Source organism: Pristimantibacillus sp. Z349TD_6 (genome assembly GCF_056173205.1).
This window is the reverse complement of sequence record NZ_CM149662.1, coordinates 6223843-6241931: the sequence shown is the minus strand read 5'-3', so window position 1 is coordinate 6241931 and position 18089 is coordinate 6223843. Positions and strand designations below refer to the sequence as shown.

The following is an 18089-nucleotide window of genomic DNA, read 5'->3' as shown; positions in this document are numbered from 1 at the left end:
TAATCCTCGTTGCTGGATTGTCTATCCAAATGCTAAGGCAAAGGCAAAAGAAGGTTCGGTTTCCTTGCATACTGTGGTATAATAGATCAAGATAAAGTGATTTTGTAGTGAAGGACGGGATTAAACGAATGATTAGTACAAGTGGCATAACGCTCCGTTACGGGAAGCGGGCGCTTTTTGAAGATGTTAGCATTAAGTTCACGCCAGGCAACTGTTATGGCTTGATCGGCGCTAACGGCGCGGGCAAATCGACATTTTTGAAAATATTATCCGGTGAAGTTGAGCAATCGCACGGAGAAGTGCATATAACGCCGGGTGAACGGCTAGCCGTTCTAAAGCAGAACCATTATGAATACGATGAGTCCGTTGTACTTGAGACGGTAATGATGGGTCACAAGCGTCTTTATGAAGTAATGAAGGAGAAGGACGCTTTGTATGCAAAAGCAGACTTCACTGATGAAGACGGGATGCGAGCAGGTGAGCTTGAAGCTGACTTCGCAGACATGAACGGCTGGGAAGCTGAGTCTGAAGCAGCAGAGATGCTAAATGGACTTGGTATTACTCCTGACCTGCATGATAAGAAAATGGCTGAGCTAAGCGGCAATGAGAAAGTCCGCGTATTGCTGGCTCAAGCATTGTTTGGCACACCGAACATTCTATTGCTCGATGAGCCTACCAACCACTTGGACATTGAGTCCATTCGCTGGTTGGAAGATTTCCTTGCCGATTACCAAGGAACTGTTGTCGTAGTCAGCCATGACAGGCACTTCCTGAATACGGTATGTACACATATTGCGGATATCGACTTTGGCAAAATCCAAATGTATGTCGGCAACTATGACTTCTGGTACGAATCCAGCCAACTTGCTTTGCAGTTGATGCGCGGTGAGAACAAGAAGAAGGAAGACAAGATCAAGGAATTGCAGGCGTTTATTCAACGCTTTAGTGCGAACAAATCGAAAGCGAAACAAGCAACTTCGAGACAGAAGCTTCTTGAGAAAATTTCGCTTGATGATATTCGTCCATCTAACCGTAAATATCCGTTTATCCTCTTCAAAGGTGAGCGTGAAGCGGGCAAGCAGCTCCTGCTTGTTGATGGCTTGACCAAAACGATCGACGGCGAGAAAGTGATCGACAATCTGACGATCGCTCTTAATAAAGGCGATAAAGTTGCATTTGTTGGACCGAACAGCTTGCCTAAGACTTTGCTTTTCCAATTGCTTGTTGGTGAAGTTGAAGCGGATGCTGGCAGCTACTCATGGGGTGTAACAACATCGCAGGCTTATTTCCCGAAAGACAACTCACCATATTTTGATGGTGTTGATTTGAACCTTGTGGAATGGCTTCGTCAATATTCGAAAGATCCGGATGAAACCTTTATTCGCGGATTCCTTGGCCGTATGCTCTTCTCGGGCGATGATGCAATGAAGAAAGCAAGCGTGTTGTCCGGAGGCGAGAAAGTTCGCTGCATGCTCTCCAAGATGATGCTTGAGGGCGCGAACGTATTTATTTTGGATGAGCCAACGAATCACTTGGATCTTGAATCCATTACGGCTCTGAATAATGGTCTGACCGATACGGATTGTACGATTTTGTTCACTTCGCATGACCATCAGTTCGTACAAACGATCGCTAACCGCATCGTTGAAATTACGCCGAACGGTGTAATCGACCGGATGATGACTTATGACGAGTACCTTGAAAGTGCTGAGGTTAAAGCGCTTCGTGAACGTATGTACGCTGTTTAATTTACTATAGAGCGTCAATCAGTGAGGATAGTCTCGCTGATTGACGCTTTTTTTTGACTATATAAGGTTATGAAATTTAGTTTAAAATTCTAGCCACTTGCTTACGATAAACAGCATGAAGCTTCACATTATTAAGCTCGAAAGCAGCAGTCTTATCTAAAGTTGTGCAACAATTGGCATAAATAAAGTGGACAAACATGCAAAATTTTAGGTTGATTTATGCGTAAAAGGGAGTTATACTACGTTTGAAAAGGTTTTCAGAAAAGCTTTTCAGAAAGCACTTTCATTAATGTGAAACATGACTCATCATAATAAAATGCAAACAAGCGCATGTTACATGATTCTTACTCATCAAGAAAGGCGTGCCATTATGAAATCGACTATACGCGATGTAGCAAAATACGCTAACGTGTCCATAAGCACCGTATCCCGGGTCATGAATGCGCCGGAAACCGTAGTGGAGGAGAAACGTATCAAGGTGCTGGAAGCTATTGAGGCGCTTCAATACCAGCCGAATGGATTTGCCAGAGGGTTGATTTACAAAAAATCAGACACGCTTGGCGTTATGATTCCGGATATAGAAAATCCGTATTATGCCGGCTTAATACGCGGAATGCAGGATGCGGCTGTTATGCTGAACCATAGTCTGATGATCTGTAATACAGACCGCGACAAGCAGCGGACGATCTCTTATGTGCAAAGCTTTTTTGAGAAGCAGGTAGATGGCATCATATTTACGAGTGATTCTTTGCATGAAGAATATTATGAGGAGATGCAGCGCTATCGTCTGCCATTCGTTCTAGCTTCTACCAATGCTCCGGAGTATGATATTCCGTCCGTTGATATTGATGATGAGCAGGGTGCGTATGATGCGGTCAAACATTTAATTGAAGCAGGACATCGCCGCATAGGTATGATTGGTTTTCCTTTAGGAATCACAATCTCCGGTGAGCCGCGATATACGGGCTTTAAGAAGGCGCTTCTGGAATATAACCTCTCAGAAAACGAGAATTGCATTGAATTTGCAATACATCGATTTGAGCATGCTTATGATGCAGCTGAACGACTGTTCACTCGTTGTCCCGATTTAACGGCCGTTTTTGCAGCTTCAGATGAATTCGCGATGGGTGCGATTTCATATTTGCGCGACAATGGCAAGTCCGTACCTGAGCAAATGTCCGTCGTAGGTTTTGACAATATCCGAATGGCTCAGATGTTTATACCTAAGCTAACGACGATAGACCAGCCAACCTATGATATTGGGTATCGATCCGTTGAGAAGCTGCATGAGCTGATTACAACAGGGAAAGTTGAAGTACTCAGAGAGAAGCTTCCACATCATTTAATTGTACGGGAGTCAACCAAGTCCTATTTATCATAGTCGTGAAATAACAATGCTTAGATTGCGAATATTAATAGCGAAACGGCTTTGCCTCTAAATTTTGGCTTTGGTCGTTCGCTTTAACTCTTCTCTGAAAAGCTTTTCAGAGTAATGGAAGCGTTATCTATTTAAAAGATTTTGTTTTCGATACCTGTTGAGCATAAAAACAACCTACATTGGCACTTTAAAGGAGGTGAGGCAACAACTTGTTATCTGACGTTAATTTAACGTTTCAAAAGGGCCGAGTAAGTGTAATTTAATTACTGATTACTTAAACATGAAAGGATGAGGTCTATGTACACGAGAAAAACAAAAAAAGCATCGACTGTCTTTATTCTAACGCTAGCGCTTGTTATGACGATTACGGCTTGCGGAGGAAAAAATAATAATACAACGAACCAACCGACAGAGAAGCCAGCAGAGGGCGGAACGAACGCAGGAGCAGGGGCGGGCGACAGTGCGCTAGCTAAAGCATTGAACGGCGATTTTAAAGGTAAAAAGGTTACGATGTTCGGTCCGTTTACGGATGCGGATGAAGTGAAATTTAACGAAAGCATTAAAGCGTTCGAAGACAAGACTGGAATTGACATCGCGTATGAAGGCTCTAAAGAGTTCGAAGCAACGATTTCGGTACGTGTAAACGGCGGAAATGCTCCTGATATTGCGGATTTCCCGCAGCCGGGTTTGCTGAAGGGCTTTGTGAACTCTGGCAAGGTAATTGATGTAAAATCATTCCTTAGCGATGAGTATTTGAAGAAACAATACAACCAAAGCTGGCTCGACATGGCTACGATGAAAGGTACTGGCGGAGACGTAATGTCTGGCATCTGGGCACGCAGCAGCGTAAAAAGCTTAGTATGGTACAACAAAAAAGCATTTGCAGAAGCAGGTTATACCGTTCCAAAAACATGGACAGAGCTTATGGCGCTGACTGATCAAATCGCAAAAGACGGCGATCCAGCTTGGAGCATCGGCATCGAGAGCGGTACAGCAACTGGCTGGCCGGCTACAGACTGGATGGAGGATATTATGCTCCGCACGACTACGCCTGAAAATTATGACAAATGGGTATCGGGTGAGCTTCCATTCACAGACCCTGTAGTCAAAAATGCAGCAGAAAAAATGGCTGAAATCTGGTTCAACGAGGACTATGTATACGGTGGAAAAAAATCAATCGCTACAACATCGTTTGGTGATGCAGTTAAGCCGCTATTCGATAATCCGCCAAAAGCATGGCTTCACCGTCAAGCTGGCTTTATTACAAGCTTCTTCCCAGAAGGCTTGACAGCTGATGATTATGATTGGTTCCCACTTCCAGCCATTGATGAGAAATATGGTCAACCAGCTCTAATCTCAGGAGATATTTATGCTATGTTTAATGATCGTCCAGAGGTTCGCGCTGTCATGGAATTCTTCACAACGGGCGAGTCGCTTAAAGCTTGGATTCAAACAGGCGGCGTAACGGCTCCTATGAATGATGCTGATCCATCATGGTACCCGAACGATCAAGAACGCAGAATGGCAGAATTCGTGAAAACAGCGGAAACGATTCGTTTTGACGGTTCTGACCTTATGCCAGGCGCAGTTGGCGCAGGTACATTCTGGAAAGGTATGACGGACTGGGTAAGTGGAACAGTAGATTTGGATACAGCACTAAAAGAAATTCAAGCAGGCTGGAAAAAATAATTGACTGCTGCTTGAGTGATTCGGGGGCTTCTCGCCGCAAGGCGAAAGCCCCTCTATAATCAGCGCAGATAATGGTGGCTTTTACGAAGAAAGGTTTGTTTTACAAACCTAAGTTTATGCTTACGAAGATAGGTTTGCTACGCAAACCTAAGTTTACTCTTACGAAGAAAGGTTTGTTTTACAAACCTTGGAGGAGGATTCATATGGAATTACAGGCTAGGAAAGGCAATGCTCTGCGGCTACTGTTGTTATCCATACTCGTGCCAGTTATCAATATTGTCATTCACGGGGGCATATTTATACTTTTTCGCGACTCCAACCTTCCGCCTATCCTCAATGCGGTGTTTGCAGTCATATGGGGAGCAGTTGGCATTTATTCGATTTACTATTCGTTTAACTGGGTAGTTGAAAAGTATCCGGATCAATGGAAGCGGAGAATATTGCCTTTTGTATTTGTTGGCCCAGCGGTGCTGCTGCTTGGTTGGCTGCTTGTCTTTCCGACATTGCGGACGCTATACTTAAGCTTTTTTGATGCCGGCTCGGTCAATTTTGTCGGTTTCGCCAACTACGTAGCTGTATTTACGGACCGCTTGCTCATTATGGCGCTACGCAACAACTTGCTTTGGGTGTTCTTTGGCACACTGGCTTGTGTTGGCTTAGGTCTTTTAATTGCGATACTTGCCGATCGAAGCAGCTTCGAGAAGCTGGCTAAGGGTCTTATATTTATGCCGATGGCGATCTCGTTCGTAGCGGCAGGCGTTATCTGGAAATTTATTTATTACTATCAGCCAGGCCAAGAGCAAATTGGACTGCTCAATGCGATCGTAGTGAAATTTGGCGGGGAACCGCAGGCATGGCTCAGTATGATTCAGCCGTGGAATAACCTGTTCCTTATCGTTATTCTCATTTGGATGCAAACAGGTTTTGCAATGGTTATATTCTCAGCTGCAATTAAGAGCATCCCAGAGGATATGCTGGAGGCCGCTCGTATGGATGGCGCAGGCGAGGTTCGTATTTTTTTCAAAATCATGATTCCTTACATTGCGGGAACTTTGTTATCCGTTACAACAACGATTATTGTGTTTACACTAAAAATCTTCGATGTTGTTATGATCATGACAGGCGGACAATATGAGACGGACGTTGTGGCAACACAGTTCTATCGCCAGCTGTTTATGTACCAAAATGCAGGTTATGGTTCAACCTTAGCCATTGTGCTTCTCGTTGCCGTCATTCCAGTCATCATAATCAATCTGCGGCAGTTCCGTAGAGAAGGAGGGTTCTAATATGAGCAGGAATAAAAAATCCCGTAAGTCCAAGTGGCTCGTGAATACAGTGCTAGCTGTCATATGTCTCATTTGGACAATCCCGACGCTCGGTCTGCTCGTTTCCTCTTTCCGGCCTGCAGCAGATATATTATCTACAGGCTGGTGGAATATACTGCCTCATCGAGATTGGAGCACAACAGAGCAAATTCAGCTGCCCAAGGACACCGATCTTCGTGAGCCCATTAAGGTGAATGGAACAACGTTTACCGATGATCAGCTGCGTGCGGGTGTGGAGCTTAACGGTGAACGAATGATTTGGGAAAACCGGAGAGCTAGACTTCTGAATGTACAGGATAAGCAGTGGACGATCATTTCTAATTTTACAACTCAGAACTATGAGACGGTGCTGGGTGGAAAAACGTATTCCATCACGATGCCAGATGGTACGACCAAGACAGAGAAGGGCAGCGGTATGTCGCGTTCCTTCTGGAATACGATTGCGGTTACAGTACCAGCTACCGTAATTCCGATTTTCATCGCCTCCTTTGCTGCTTATGCTTTTGCTTGGCTCAAGTTCCCAGGGAGAAAGACGTTGTTTGTTATTGTCATCGCTTTGCTTGTCGTGCCTTTGCAGGTAGCGCTCATTCCGATTTTGCGTGATTATACGTCGCTTGGACTGAATGGCACATACTTTGGGATCTGGCTTGCGCATACGGCGTTTGGTTTGCCATTGATCACATATTTCATGTACACATCAATTAGTCAGCTGCCCAAGGATTTGTTCGAATCGGCATTTATGGACGGGGCTACGAACTTTACGATTTTCAGCAGGCTCATCCTGCCGCTATCCGTCCCTGCACTAGCATCGATCAGCATATTCCAATTTTTATGGGTATGGAATGATTATTTGATATCCCTTATATTTCTCGGAAGCCAGCCTGAAGTGCAGGTATTGTCAATGAATATTGCAAACATGGTAGGCTCCAGAGGCAATGACTGGCATTTGCTTACAGCAGCAGCATTTGTTTCGATGCTCATGCCGCTCACCGTATTTTTTGCACTTCAAAAATACTTTGTTCGCGGGATGCTTGGCGGTTCCATCAAAGGGTAACAGCAGCAAAAGAATGGCGCAGCGTCTGGACACGGTGTCCTCTCGCGCGCCATTTGTTTGTATAGAGAGAAGGAGAGATTAGAATGCAGATAAAACCAGCTTGGTGGAAGGAATCAGTTGTTTATCAGGTTTATTGGCGCAGCTTTAAAGATACAAACGGGGATGGCATTGGTGATCTTCGAGGTGTTATTGAAAAGCTGGATTATATTCAATCGTTAGGTGTGACAATGGTCTGGATTAATCCATTTAATGAATCCCCAGACAAGGACAATGGTTACGATGTGTCCGACTATTATACGGTAATGAAAAAAGCAGGTACGATGGAGGACTTTGATCAGCTCGTTGCGGAGACGCATGCAAGGGGCATGAAGCTGATGATGGACGTCGTCGTTAATCATACATCCAATCATCATCCTTGGTTCATCGAATCTCGTTCCTCGATCAATAATCCGAAGCGAGATTGGTATATTTGGCAGGATGGTAGAGAGGGCGAGCCGCCTACCAACTGGCGTTCTTATTTTAACCCTTCAAGCTGGGAATTTGATGAGACGACAAAGCAATATTATATGCATTCCTTTGCGATCGAGCAGCCGGATTTAAACTGGGCAAACAAAGAAATGAGAATGGAAATCTACAGCATGCTGCGTTTCTGGCTGGATAAAGGAGTAGACGGGCTGCGGCTCGACGCTCTGGCGTTGCTGGCTAAGCCAAACAGCTTCAGCGATGTAGAAGATCCACATGACATCAGGTATTTAACACATAATCCGGGACTGCATGACTATTTGCAGGAAATGAACCGTGAGGTTTTCCGGCATTACGATATGATGACCGTTGGCGAAATCGCGTTCGCAACACCGGAGACAGGTCCTTTGTTCGTTGAAGAGGAGCGTATGGAGCTGAATACGCTGTTCCATTTTGAAGTTGCGGATGAAATGCCGGAATGGGATATGGTTCGTTACAAGCGCATCCAGAGGCAGTGGGCGGAGGCTTTGGCTGGCCGAGGCTTTGGCTCGCAGTTTTTAAATAACCATGATCATACGCGGCAAGTATCTCGTTATGGGAATGACAAGGAATTCCGCGAGGAATCAGCTAAGCTGCTTGCTACGATGGTCCATACGCTTCCAGGCATTCCATACATTTATCAAGGCGAAGAAATTGGTATGACAGGCGTAAGGTATGAAACGATCGGCGATTATAAAGATATTGCGATGATTAACAGATATGTGGAGGAAGTCGGCAAAGGCAAAGATCCTGCCGCAGTGTTTCGTTCATTGCAGGCGCTTAGCCGGGATAACTCCAGAACGCCAATGCAATGGAATACGGAGCTTAATGCAGGTTTTGGCAGCGCCGAGCCATGGATAAAGGTTAATCCAAATTATGAAGAGATTAATGTAGAGCAAGCGGAAAAAGATCCAAATTCGGTATTAGCTTTTTATCGGAAGCTCATTGCGCTTAGAAAGAGCAATCCAGTCATGGTTTATGGCGACTTTACCGATATAAGTGAAGATGATCCGAATCTATATGTTTATGTTCGAGAGCTGGAGGGAACCGAATGGGTTGTGCTTTTGAATCACGGAGAAGAAGCCCGAACCTTTACGTTTTCGGATTCGTTTTTTGGAGAGGAAGCTTTGAAGCTGAAGCTGGTGCTTGGTACGTATGAGAATACATTAAGCACTTGGGATGACGAAGGGCGAAGCATTGAGCTGAGGCAATTTGAAGCGCGAATCTATGAAGTAATCACCTAACTCAGCGTGAGCGTGCGATTATAAAGAAATGGTGGAGCAGAGAAAAAACTGCCCCACCATTTTTTTTGTTATGCGCTTAACGCATGCTTTCTTGCTTTAATGGCAGCTTGCGGCCTTTCCCGTAAGGGATGCAAAGGGGAGTGCCAAATATGGGATCTGCTGTGATTTGGCATTCCATATCAAACACGGTGCGTATAAGCTGTTCGTTCATAATGGCTTCCGGTTTGCCTTGCGCATGTATTTGGCCGTCTTTCACAGCTACAATATGGTCAGCATAACGGCAAGCTAGGTTAATGTCATGCAGCACCATCACAATCGTACGATTCTCCTGCTCGTTTAAATCAAAAAGCAAATCAAGAATTTCGATCTGATGGGCCATATCCAAATAGGTTGTTGGCTCATCAAGCAAAATAGTCGGCGTGTTTTGGGCTAGCGTCATTGCTATCCAAGCACGTTGGCGTTGACCGCCGGATAGCGAGTCCAGTGAGCGCGAGGACAGCTCGTCCATATGCGTCACTTCAAGCGCCTTTTTGACCATCTTCTCGTCTTCATGCGACCATTGCTGCAGCCAGCTTTGATAAGGATAACGGCCTTGCTTGACGAGCTGATGGACGGTTAAGCCTTCCGGCGCGATTGGACCTTGCGGCAAGATCGCTAGGCGCCTTGCGATTTCCTTGCTCGAGAGTTTGGCAATCTCATAGCCATCAATAAGAATAGAGCCTTCTTGCGGCTTTAAAAGGCGGGCAAGGGAACGGAGCAGCGTTGACTTGCCGCAGCCGTTGCTGCCAATGAATACCGTGATCTTGCCGGGAGGGATCAGCAAATCAAGATTATTGAAAATCGCTTTTTGTCCGTAGGATAACGTAAGATTTTTCGCTTGAATGGAGGACACGATAATCTCTCCCCTTTGCTTATTATTGTTTAATTATAAACGCGCAGTGCGTTATGATCGGTTGCGATGGCGATACAATAAATAGATAAAGAACGGTGCGCCTATCGCTGCAGTGAAGACACCTGCTGGAATATCTAGCGGAAGGAATGCAGTTCTTGCGATAAGGTCAGAGAGCAGCAATACGAGCGACCCTATTAAAGCGGACACAGGTATTACGCCACCATAAGACGGGCCTACAAGCTTCCGGGCAATATGAGGCGCCATAAGCCCGATGAAATTAATGGCACCACCTATAGCAACCGCAACACCCGCGAGCGCAACGCTGATGATGAGCAGTATCGTTCTTTTGATTTGAACGGAGCTGCCTACGCTTGTAGCAACCTCATCGCCAAGCTCCTGGACATTAAGATGCCGAGCGTAGATAAGCGCAATTGGAAACAAAACGACAAGCCAAGGAAGCAAAGTCCAAAAGTCTCTGTCCCATGATACGCCGTAGATGCTGCCAGTCATAAAAGTAAAGGCTTTGACGGCTACCGCAGTAGGCGTGAAGGATGACGTAAGGATAAGCATGTAGGTAACCGCAGTTAGTGCGGTAGCCATTCCGATACCGATTAGGACGAGCCTGAGCGGCGTGATTCCTTTTCGGTAAGCAAATAAATAAATGAGAAACGCAGCGGCAAAAGCTCCAATAACAGCACTGATCGGCATGAATCGGATGCTTATATGCGAAAAATACAAAATGAATATAACGGTGCCAAGAGAGGCTCCGCCCGTGATACCGATAATGTCGGGAGATGTTAAAGGATTGCGCACAATACCTTGCAGCAGCGCCCCTGAAACGGCGAGTGCTGAGCCTACCATTACGGCAATCAACACGCGTGGCAGACGAAGTGAAAAAATAATCATCGCATCTGACGAATCACCTTGTCCCACAAAAGTAAGTAAGACATCGATAGGATTAATGGTTTTGCTGCCAAGCCCAACACAAATGACGACTGCTGCAAAATTGGCAATTAGCAACATAACGATCACCATTAACGTTCGGCGGTCAAGTTGAAAGGAGTGTTTGCGGCCCCTGAGTGTGATCCATTTATTCATATTAGGATTGGCCTCCTCTTCTAGCGATAAACACGAAGAAAGGAACACCAATAATCGCTGTCATGATTCCCACGGGAACTTCCTTCGGAAATGAAATATATCTTGATCCGATATCAGCAGCAAGCAGCAATATGCCGCCAAACACTGCGCAGTATGGAATAACCCAACGATAGTCAATACCAACTAAATAACGCATTAGATGAGGAATAATAATGCCAACGAAAGCTATAGGACCAGCCATAGAGACCGAGCCGCCTGCTAGAAGGACAATAATGATTCCAGCTGCTAATTTGATATAGACGGTTTTTTGACCTAATCCAACAGCAACATCTTCTCCAAGCGCCAGCACGTTCATATGTCTTGCAAGCACGATGGCCGCTATCAAGGCAATACCCATATATGGAGCAGCGGCTGTAAAGATGTTCATGTCGCGTCCTGAGACGGAGCCGACAAACCAATAAAGCACCTGATCAAACGTCTGGCCGCTTGTAAGCAATACACCCAGCGTGAGTGAAGAGAAAAAAGCAGTCATAGCTGCGCCGGCAAGCGTAACCTTGAGCGGTGTCAAACCATCGTTGCCGATCGAGCCAAGCGAGTAAACGAGAGTCACTGTAAAGGCTGCTCCTACAAACGCCAGAGTTGCAAAAGTCGTCATGCCGCTAGCTCCGAAAAAGGCAGAGCCGATGACGATGAAGAAAGCGGCTCCTGAATTCACGCCGAATATGCTTGGAGAAGCAAGCTGATTGCGGGTAATTCCCTGCATGAGCGAGCCTGCTACAGCTAGACTCGCTCCGACTGCGGCTGCGATAAACGCGCGCGGCACTCTTGCCGTTTGAATGATGAGTTGCTCCTGAGAGCCATCAAATGCGGTAAATGAAGCTAAAATCGTGCGCCAGCTAATATTCGTTACTCCAAAAGCGATGCTGCAAACGATACCAGCAGCAAAGAGGAGCAAGCCGGTTATCAGCCCTATTATTTTCTGGGCTCGTGTATGTAATAATGTACTCATAATTTCCTCTTTCCTTGGTGTCAATTGTGAAGGGTATTCATGATTTAGGACTACTAAAACATTTTAGGGGATCATGTACATAGTGTCAATGAAGTTGAAAATCATTATCAACAGTTATTGACATTGTTTTATATGGCTGGTATAGTTTCGTTTGTAATAAAACTGAGAATGATTTTCAACATGAAGGGGAGAAAAAAATGTCTTATGTATTAAAGAAGAAATTTACTTGGACAGCATCCGCCCTATTGCTTGCACTAGCCGTAATTGTTTCGGGATGCGGCCAATCCGGTTCAAAAAATAACGAAGGCAATTCATCGGCAACAGAAGGAACGAACGCGTCGAAGACAGCAGACACGAGAGTAATTACGCATGCAATGGGCGAGACAAAAATAGAAGGTAATCCAACTCGTATCGTCGTATTATCTAACGAAGGAACAGAAGCGTTGCTGGCACTTGGCATTAAACCGGTAGGCGCAGTGAAATCTTGGACAGGCGACCCATGGTATGACCACATAAAAGCGGATATGGAAGGTGTTACCGTTGTAGGTGAAGAGAGTCAGCCTAACATCGAGCTGATTGCAAGCCTAAAACCTGATCTTATTATTGGTAATAAACTGCGCCAAGAGAAAGTTTATGATCAGCTTAAGGCTATTGCACCTACTGTGTTTTCTGAAACGCTTCGTGGTGCTTGGCAGTCTAATTTCATGCTATATGCTGATGCGATCGGCAAAAAAGCTGATGGTGAAAAAATCATTGCCGACTATGACAACCGTGCAGCAGACTTTAAAAGTAAAGCTGGCGACAAGCTCAACCAGAAGGTGTCAGTCGTTCGGTTTATGGCAGGCAAAACGCGTATTTACTTAGAGGATACTTTTACAGGGATTGCATTCTCGAAGCTTGGAATTACACGTCCAGACAATCAAAAATATAAAGATACATTCGTTGAGGAAATTACGAAAGAACGTTTGCCGGAAGTAGATGCTGATATGCTGTTCTACTTCACTTATGAAACAGGTGATGGCAAAGGAACGAAGATGGAAGAAGAGATGTTGAAGGATCCATTGTGGCAAAGCCTTCAAGTTGTAAAAAATAATAAAGCGATTAGAGTGAGCGATGCAATCTGGAATACAGCCGGCGGCGTCATTGCAGCTAATCTAATGCTTGATGAACTTTATAAGATTTATGAAATTAACTAAATAGTCGCTTTTTAAAGCAGCCGGTTCTTATACCGGCTGTTTTTTTCTTATAATAACGGGTAAGTTAATTAGGATATGATCGTTCGAATATGATACCGATAGGTTATTTGGATGGTTTTAAAATACATACTTTTATTGCTTGGGGGTATTTAAGCTGAATCAGTATGATGAGATAAAACAGGGCGAGAAGGGTGCTTGGGTCAGTATCGGCGCCTATTTGGGGTTATCCGCCATCAAACTCGGAGCAGGCTACTGGTTCGTATCGGGAGCACTCGTTGCAGACGGCTATAACAATCTTACGGATATTGTTGCATCAGTAGCTGTACTGATTGGATTGCGAATTTCACAGAAGCCGCCGGATAAGGATCATCCATACGGACATTTTCGAGCGGAGACCATTGCAGCACTTATCGCTTCGTTCATTATGGCGACGGTGGGCATCCAAGTATTGATCAGTGCAGTAAAATCCTTGTTTGCTGCTAATCATCATATACCTAATCTAATGACAGCATGGATTGCTTTGTTTGCAGCGGCATGTATGGGCGGGGTTTATATTTATAATCGAAGGCTGGCCCTCCGAATTAACAATCAAGCTTTATTAGCGGCGGCTAAGGATAACTTGTCAGATGCACTTGTGAGCATAGGGGCAGCTATCGGTATTATAGGATCACAATTTGGCTTGCCATGGCTTGATCCTGTAGCGGCAATAGCTGTAGGTATTATCATATGTAAAACGGCTTGGGAAATCTTTTATAGCTCCACGCACGCGCTTACGGACGGCTTTGATGAGAATGAGCTGTCCTCTCTACGTTCAACAATTGCCAAAACGAAAGGTGTTAAATCGATTAAGGATATTAAAGCTAGAGTACATGGCAGTCATGTACTTGTCGATGTAATCGTTCAGGTTGATCCCGAGCTTACATTGATCGAAAGCCATCAAATAAGTGACGAAATCGAGCGTCGAATGAGCAGGAAGCATAACATAATGAGCATACATGTTCACGTTGAGCCCGATGAGTTAATCGAGAATACAGGGGCAAACAAGCCGGAAAATCATTAAATCCAATCGGTAATTGTTGCCAAATGAGTTCAAAACCAAAATTCATGGTTCAAATGGCATGAAAGGCTGATTCTACCAAAAGACCTACTCTTTACATGAAAATCATACAATTTAGTTGCAGTGATGGAGTAAATTTCAAGTATAACTAGGTACTAAGGCATCCTCTAAATTAGGATGTCTTTTTTTTGTGTACATACGACGAATTTATGGTTCTTAAAACCTATTACAAAGAGGGGTTAAATAGGCTTTTTGGTCGATACTTGTCTAATCTAATCGAATTTACAATGAAGCAGAACCGTGAAACTTAAACTGTTTACACACCAAGGAGGCGTAAGGATTGCAACACAGCATGAAAAAAAGGATGGCAACAGCAACGTTAACGGCAGCATTATTGTTTAGTTCACTTTCAGTTCCAGCAGCGCTGGCGGCTCAGACAACACAAGCAGCAGAGGTACAATCAAGCGTAAATATGCGCACATCACCTTCCACATCAGCATCCATTATTCGCAGTTTAAAGAAAGGCGAACAAATTACGGTGATGGATAAGGTTAATTCATATTGGTATAAAGTAGCAGATTCTTCAGGTAAGCAAGGTTACATATCTACCTCATCACAGTATATTGAGCTTCAAGCCTCGGTTCCTGCACAAGACGGCAATGCAGTCGCTCTATCGTCTGTTTCCTTCCGAAAGGCGGCATCGACATCGGGTGAACGCATTCGATATTTGAAGAAAGGCGAGCAGGTAACTATCGTAGCAAAGACAAACAGCTATTGGTATGAAGTGAAGGATGGCAACGGTGTTCGCGGCTATGTAAGCACAGATTCTTCCTACTTGAAAGTTACTGGTACTATTCCTGGTGGGAATACTGGTGGGAACACGGGCGGCAATGGCGGCGGATCAGTTACGAATCCTGATGTTTCAAAAGATAAGCAGATTGAGAAAATCATAGCTGCAGGGATGAAGTATTTAGGCACCCCTTATGAATACAGCTCTGATCGCAACACGACGACAACTTTTGATTGCTCTGATTTCGTGAGACAAGCCTTTCTTGATGGCGTCTCACTGAAGCTCCCGGCTGACTCTCGTCAGCAAGGCCAGTACGTAAAGGATAAAGGTTCGATTACGACCAACTGGAAGCAGTTGAAACGCGGTGATATCGTATTCTTTATGTCCTATAAAGGAACGAAGGCATCAGCCTATAATGGAATTGATAAATCTAAAGCTACGATTACTCATGACGGTATTTATTTGGGAGACGGCAAAGTATTGCATACGTATTCGAAAGAGGGGGGCGGCGTTACCGTCAGCAGTATTGAAGGTACACATTGGGAGTATCGGATTCTGTTTGGCGGAAGCGCGTTGTAACCTCAAAAAAGCCAGTTAGGATTTAATCCTAACTGGCTTTTTTACATCTGTATGAAATTGCTTAAGAATCTATTTGAATTTTCGCATTATCGTTATGTTTAATTTGTTCGTTCTGGACTGCTTCAGCTTCTTTGTCTTCGAGCGCTTTCTTCTTGTTACGTCTCTTGCGAAGTAAAAGATAAACAATGAGAATAGGCACGGCTCCTAAAAAAATATACAAGGAAACATCCTTAACCATGCTTTCCGCAGCGCGTCCGTAGAAATAAAATAATGATCCAACAATATAGAACTTTAAGCCCCGGCCAATTGCTGCGTAACCGATTAATCTCCAAAGAGGGAAATTTAAGCAACCAGACAATATTGTAAATACTTTGAATGGAATAGGTGTGAAAGAGCCAATAAGAATGGCTGCTTCGCCATTTTTCTGAAATTTATCCGTAGCGGCATCGATCCATTCTTTTTTTAGAAATTTATATAGAACGGATTTGCCCATAATCTTTCCCAAATAATACCCGACAGGTGTACCTAGGAGGCAGGCGATATAGCCCACAGTGGCCAGCCATAATGCTGTAGATGGATTGAGTATGCTCAATGAGACTTGAAGAAAAAAAGCAGGAATGGGAAATATAACTGCGTCTAGAAACGAATGAATAAACAATCCGAGTGGACCGAAATCCTTTAAAAAATCGACTACGGCTTGAAACATTACCAGGCTCCCTTTCCATCAACTAACCTGCACATAAAGCCTGCTTTTACGAAATATACCGTGTGTAAATTCCACTTATGCTAACATATGCTGCAGCTTGTTGAAAAAGCGCTTTAGCGCTTGATATTTTAATTATAGCATAATTTTTTCCCTTAAGAAGATGATACTTGTCATGTGTTTCATTTCCGCTTCTCTAGTTCCTCTAGACCAAGTGCTTAAGAACGAATACGTGATAACCTGCTTACAGGTTTCAACGTCTTTTTCAGAATATTCCCCCCCAAGCATTTTCAATTCTTATGCATATTGATTACTTAGAGACATTTAAGTTGTTAGAAATAAAAAAAGCTCGTTACGGGGTCCGTAAACGAGCGGAAATGACTACAAAGAATAGAGCGGCAGCAGCTACTCCCGAATTTGACGGCGAGAGACACCGCTTTGCTGTGCAGCCTGTATGACGCGTCGCCGTACTTCCTCAACCACTCTCGTGTTGAAGACGCTAGGAACGATATACATAGGGCTCAGCTCTTCATCACTGATAACGGAGGCAATGGCTTCTGCTGCCGCAAGCTTCATTTCTTCATTAATCGTAGCAGCGCGGCTATCGAGCGCTCCACGGAAAATTCCCGGAAAGCAGAGAACATTGTTAATCTGATTAGGATAATCCGATCTCCCCGTAGCAAAAACAGCAACGATATCCTCAGCTAGTTCAGGGCGTATTTCGGGCTCTGGATTCGCCATTGCGAAAACGATTGGATCTTTTGCCATCGTTGTAATATGCTCTCGCGTCAATATGCCGCCGGCCGAAACGCCTATAAAAACATCAGCGCCGTTTAGCGCTTCAGCTAAACCGCCTGTGATTCGCTCTTCATTCGTATGATTAGCATACCACTGCCACATCGGGTTGTCATAAACACAGTCAGCGGACAATATCCCAGCCCGGTCCACACCTATAATATGTTTTGCTCCCCCGGCGATCAGCATTTTTGTACAAGCGGTTCCTGCTGCCCCGATTCCACAAATAACGATGCGAGCCTCTTGGAGGCTGCGATTTGTCAGCTTCAGCGCATTTAGCAGCCCTGCGTATAATACGACTGCAGTACCATGCTGATCATCATGAAAGACAGGGATATCAAGCTCCTGCTTTAACCGTTGTTCGATTTCAAAGCAGCGAGGGGAGGAAATATCCTCTAAGTTAATGCCGCCAAAGGCAGGAGCAATATTTTTGATCGTAGCAATGATGGTTTCGGTATCCTGCGTGTCAAGGCAGATCGGGAACGCATCGACATCGGCAAATTGCTTGAACAGCATCGCTTTGCCTTCCATGACTGGCATAGCTGCATACGGACCGATATTGCCGAGACCAAGCACCGCGCTCCCGTCGGAAACGACGGCAACCATATTTCTTTTTATGGTAAGCGTATAAGCTTTGGATGGTTCTTCAGCAATCGCTTGGCATACTCTAGCCACATCCGGCGTATAGACACGGGACAAGTCATCGCGGTTTTGGATCGGCGTTTTCGGCTGAATTGAAATTTTTCCTCCAAGATGAAGCAGGAAGGTACGGTCGGATATATGAACGAGCCGAATGCCTTCCAATGATTTCAGCGCTGTCGTAAGCCGTTCTGCTGCGCCATGCTCCGATATTTTCACAGTTAAATCGCGCAAGCTTTTATTTTTGTCTGTATGTATGACGTCTATGGCGATAATATCGCCTTTGGCTTGTTCGATTGCTGTAGCTGCTCGGCCAAACTGCGCAAGATTCGTATCAATTTCCAACCTCAAAATAATCGTTTTTCCGTCTGTCATCTTCGAACTCATTATAA

The 18089-nt window shown here is 44.6% G+C and carries 14 protein-coding genes; 9 read left to right on the top strand and 5 right to left on the bottom strand.

Going from position 1 to position 18089, the window contains the following annotated elements:
• Positions 1 to 128 precede the first annotated feature (128 nt).
• The 6 genes from AC0VYE_RS27210 (at position 129) to AC0VYE_RS27185 (ending at position 8939) form a co-directional block, all read left to right on the top strand.
• Positions 129 to 1748: an ABC-F family ATP-binding cassette domain-containing protein gene (locus AC0VYE_RS27210; RefSeq protein WP_076268936.1), complete on the top strand. Its 1620-nt coding sequence runs from the start codon at positions 129 to 131 to the stop codon at positions 1746 to 1748.
• A gap of 370 nt (positions 1749 to 2118) precedes the next feature.
• The gene (locus AC0VYE_RS27205; protein WP_475443678.1) at positions 2119 to 3129 is read left to right on the top strand and encodes a LacI family DNA-binding transcriptional regulator; all 1011 of its coding nucleotides are present in this window, start codon (positions 2119 to 2121) and stop codon (positions 3127 to 3129) included.
• A 294-nt stretch (positions 3130 to 3423) separates the two neighbouring features.
• Positions 3424 to 4815 carry an ABC transporter substrate-binding protein gene (locus tag AC0VYE_RS27200; protein WP_076268934.1) on the top strand — a complete coding sequence of 464 codons (1392 nt, stop codon included), beginning with the start codon at positions 3424 to 3426 and terminating at the stop codon, positions 4813 to 4815.
• A 203-nt stretch (positions 4816 to 5018) separates the two neighbouring features.
• Complete coding sequence (locus tag AC0VYE_RS27195) at positions 5019 to 6101, top strand: carbohydrate ABC transporter permease (protein ID WP_076268933.1); 1083 nt, start codon at positions 5019 to 5021, stop codon at positions 6099 to 6101.
• A 1-nt stretch (position 6102) separates the two neighbouring features.
• Positions 6103 to 7194 carry a carbohydrate ABC transporter permease gene (locus AC0VYE_RS27190; RefSeq protein WP_076268932.1) on the top strand — a complete coding sequence of 364 codons (1092 nt, stop codon included), beginning with the start codon at positions 6103 to 6105 and terminating at the stop codon, positions 7192 to 7194.
• 89 nt (positions 7195 to 7283) lie between these two features.
• The gene (locus tag AC0VYE_RS27185; protein WP_475449745.1) at positions 7284 to 8939 is read left to right on the top strand and encodes a glycoside hydrolase family 13 protein; all 1656 of its coding nucleotides are present in this window, start codon (positions 7284 to 7286) and stop codon (positions 8937 to 8939) included.
• Positions 8940 to 9015: 76 nt separating this feature from the next.
• On the opposite strand, the gene AC0VYE_RS27180 is transcribed toward AC0VYE_RS27185, so the two are convergent.
• The 3 genes from AC0VYE_RS27180 to AC0VYE_RS27170 are packed head-to-tail and all read right to left on the bottom strand — an operon-like array spanning position 9016 to position 11938.
• Positions 9016 to 9831, bottom strand: coding sequence for an ABC transporter ATP-binding protein (locus AC0VYE_RS27180; protein WP_475443675.1), 816 nt, complete (start codon positions 9829 to 9831; stop codon positions 9016 to 9018).
• 51 nt (positions 9832 to 9882) lie between these two features.
• Positions 9883 to 10929 carry a FecCD family ABC transporter permease gene (locus AC0VYE_RS27175; RefSeq protein WP_475443673.1) on the bottom strand — a complete coding sequence of 349 codons (1047 nt, stop codon included), beginning with the start codon at positions 10927 to 10929 and terminating at the stop codon, positions 9883 to 9885.
• 1 nt (position 10930) lies between these two features.
• A complete protein-coding gene (locus tag AC0VYE_RS27170) occupies positions 10931 to 11938 on the bottom strand; it encodes a FecCD family ABC transporter permease (RefSeq protein WP_339204605.1) in 1008 nt (335 codons plus the stop codon).
• A gap of 197 nt (positions 11939 to 12135) precedes the next feature.
• Here AC0VYE_RS27170 and AC0VYE_RS27165 point away from each other — a divergent pair, with 197 nt between their 5' ends.
• From AC0VYE_RS27165 to AC0VYE_RS27155, 3 genes are all read left to right on the top strand, one after another.
• Complete coding sequence (locus AC0VYE_RS27165) at positions 12136 to 13134, top strand: ABC transporter substrate-binding protein (protein ID WP_475443671.1); 999 nt, start codon at positions 12136 to 12138, stop codon at positions 13132 to 13134.
• Between the two features lie 154 nt (positions 13135 to 13288).
• Positions 13289 to 14194, top strand: coding sequence for a cation diffusion facilitator family transporter (locus AC0VYE_RS27160; protein ID WP_475449743.1), 906 nt, complete (start codon positions 13289 to 13291; stop codon positions 14192 to 14194).
• A gap of 337 nt (positions 14195 to 14531) precedes the next feature.
• Complete coding sequence (locus tag AC0VYE_RS27155; RefSeq protein WP_475443670.1) at positions 14532 to 15560, top strand: C40 family peptidase; 1029 nt, start codon at positions 14532 to 14534, stop codon at positions 15558 to 15560.
• Positions 15561 to 15621: 61 nt separating this feature from the next.
• Here AC0VYE_RS27155 and AC0VYE_RS27150 read toward each other — a convergent pair whose 3' ends face one another.
• Both AC0VYE_RS27150 and AC0VYE_RS27145 read right to left on the bottom strand, forming a co-directional pair.
• Positions 15622 to 16266, bottom strand: a complete 645-nt coding sequence (locus AC0VYE_RS27150) for a YqaA family protein (RefSeq protein ID WP_076268927.1) — start codon at positions 16264 to 16266, stop codon at positions 15622 to 15624.
• A 402-nt stretch (positions 16267 to 16668) separates the two neighbouring features.
• Entirely contained in the window at positions 16669 to 18084 is a 1416-nt protein-coding gene (locus tag AC0VYE_RS27145) for an NAD-dependent malic enzyme (RefSeq protein WP_475443667.1), read from the bottom strand.
• Between the last annotated feature and the right edge of the window lie 5 nt (positions 18085 to 18089).

Excerpts from the sequence above, each read along its gene's own strand:
- AC0VYE_RS27210 (WP_076268936.1), top strand. The coding sequence starts at position 129 with ATGATTAGTACAAGTGGCATAACGCTCCGTTACGGGAAGCGGGCGCTT.
- AC0VYE_RS27205 (WP_475443678.1), top strand. The coding sequence starts at position 2,119 with ATGAAATCGACTATACGCGATGTAGCAAAATACGCTAACGTGTCCATA.
- AC0VYE_RS27200 (WP_076268934.1), top strand. The coding sequence starts at position 3,424 with ATGTACACGAGAAAAACAAAAAAAGCATCGACTGTCTTTATTCTAACG.
- AC0VYE_RS27195 (WP_076268933.1), top strand. The coding sequence starts at position 5,019 with ATGGAATTACAGGCTAGGAAAGGCAATGCTCTGCGGCTACTGTTGTTA.
- AC0VYE_RS27190 (WP_076268932.1), top strand. The coding sequence starts at position 6,103 with ATGAGCAGGAATAAAAAATCCCGTAAGTCCAAGTGGCTCGTGAATACA.
- AC0VYE_RS27175 (WP_475443673.1), bottom strand. The coding sequence starts at position 10,929 with ATGAATAAATGGATCACACTCAGGGGCCGCAAACACTCCTTTCAACTT.
- AC0VYE_RS27170 (WP_339204605.1), bottom strand. The coding sequence starts at position 11,938 with ATGAGTACATTATTACATACACGAGCCCAGAAAATAATAGGGCTGATA.
- AC0VYE_RS27165 (WP_475443671.1), top strand. The coding sequence starts at position 12,136 with ATGTCTTATGTATTAAAGAAGAAATTTACTTGGACAGCATCCGCCCTA.
- AC0VYE_RS27150 (WP_076268927.1), bottom strand. The coding sequence starts at position 16,266 with ATGTTTCAAGCCGTAGTCGATTTTTTAAAGGATTTCGGTCCACTCGGA.
- AC0VYE_RS27145 (WP_475443667.1), bottom strand. The coding sequence starts at position 18,084 with ATGAGTTCGAAGATGACAGACGGAAAAACGATTATTTTGAGGTTGGAA.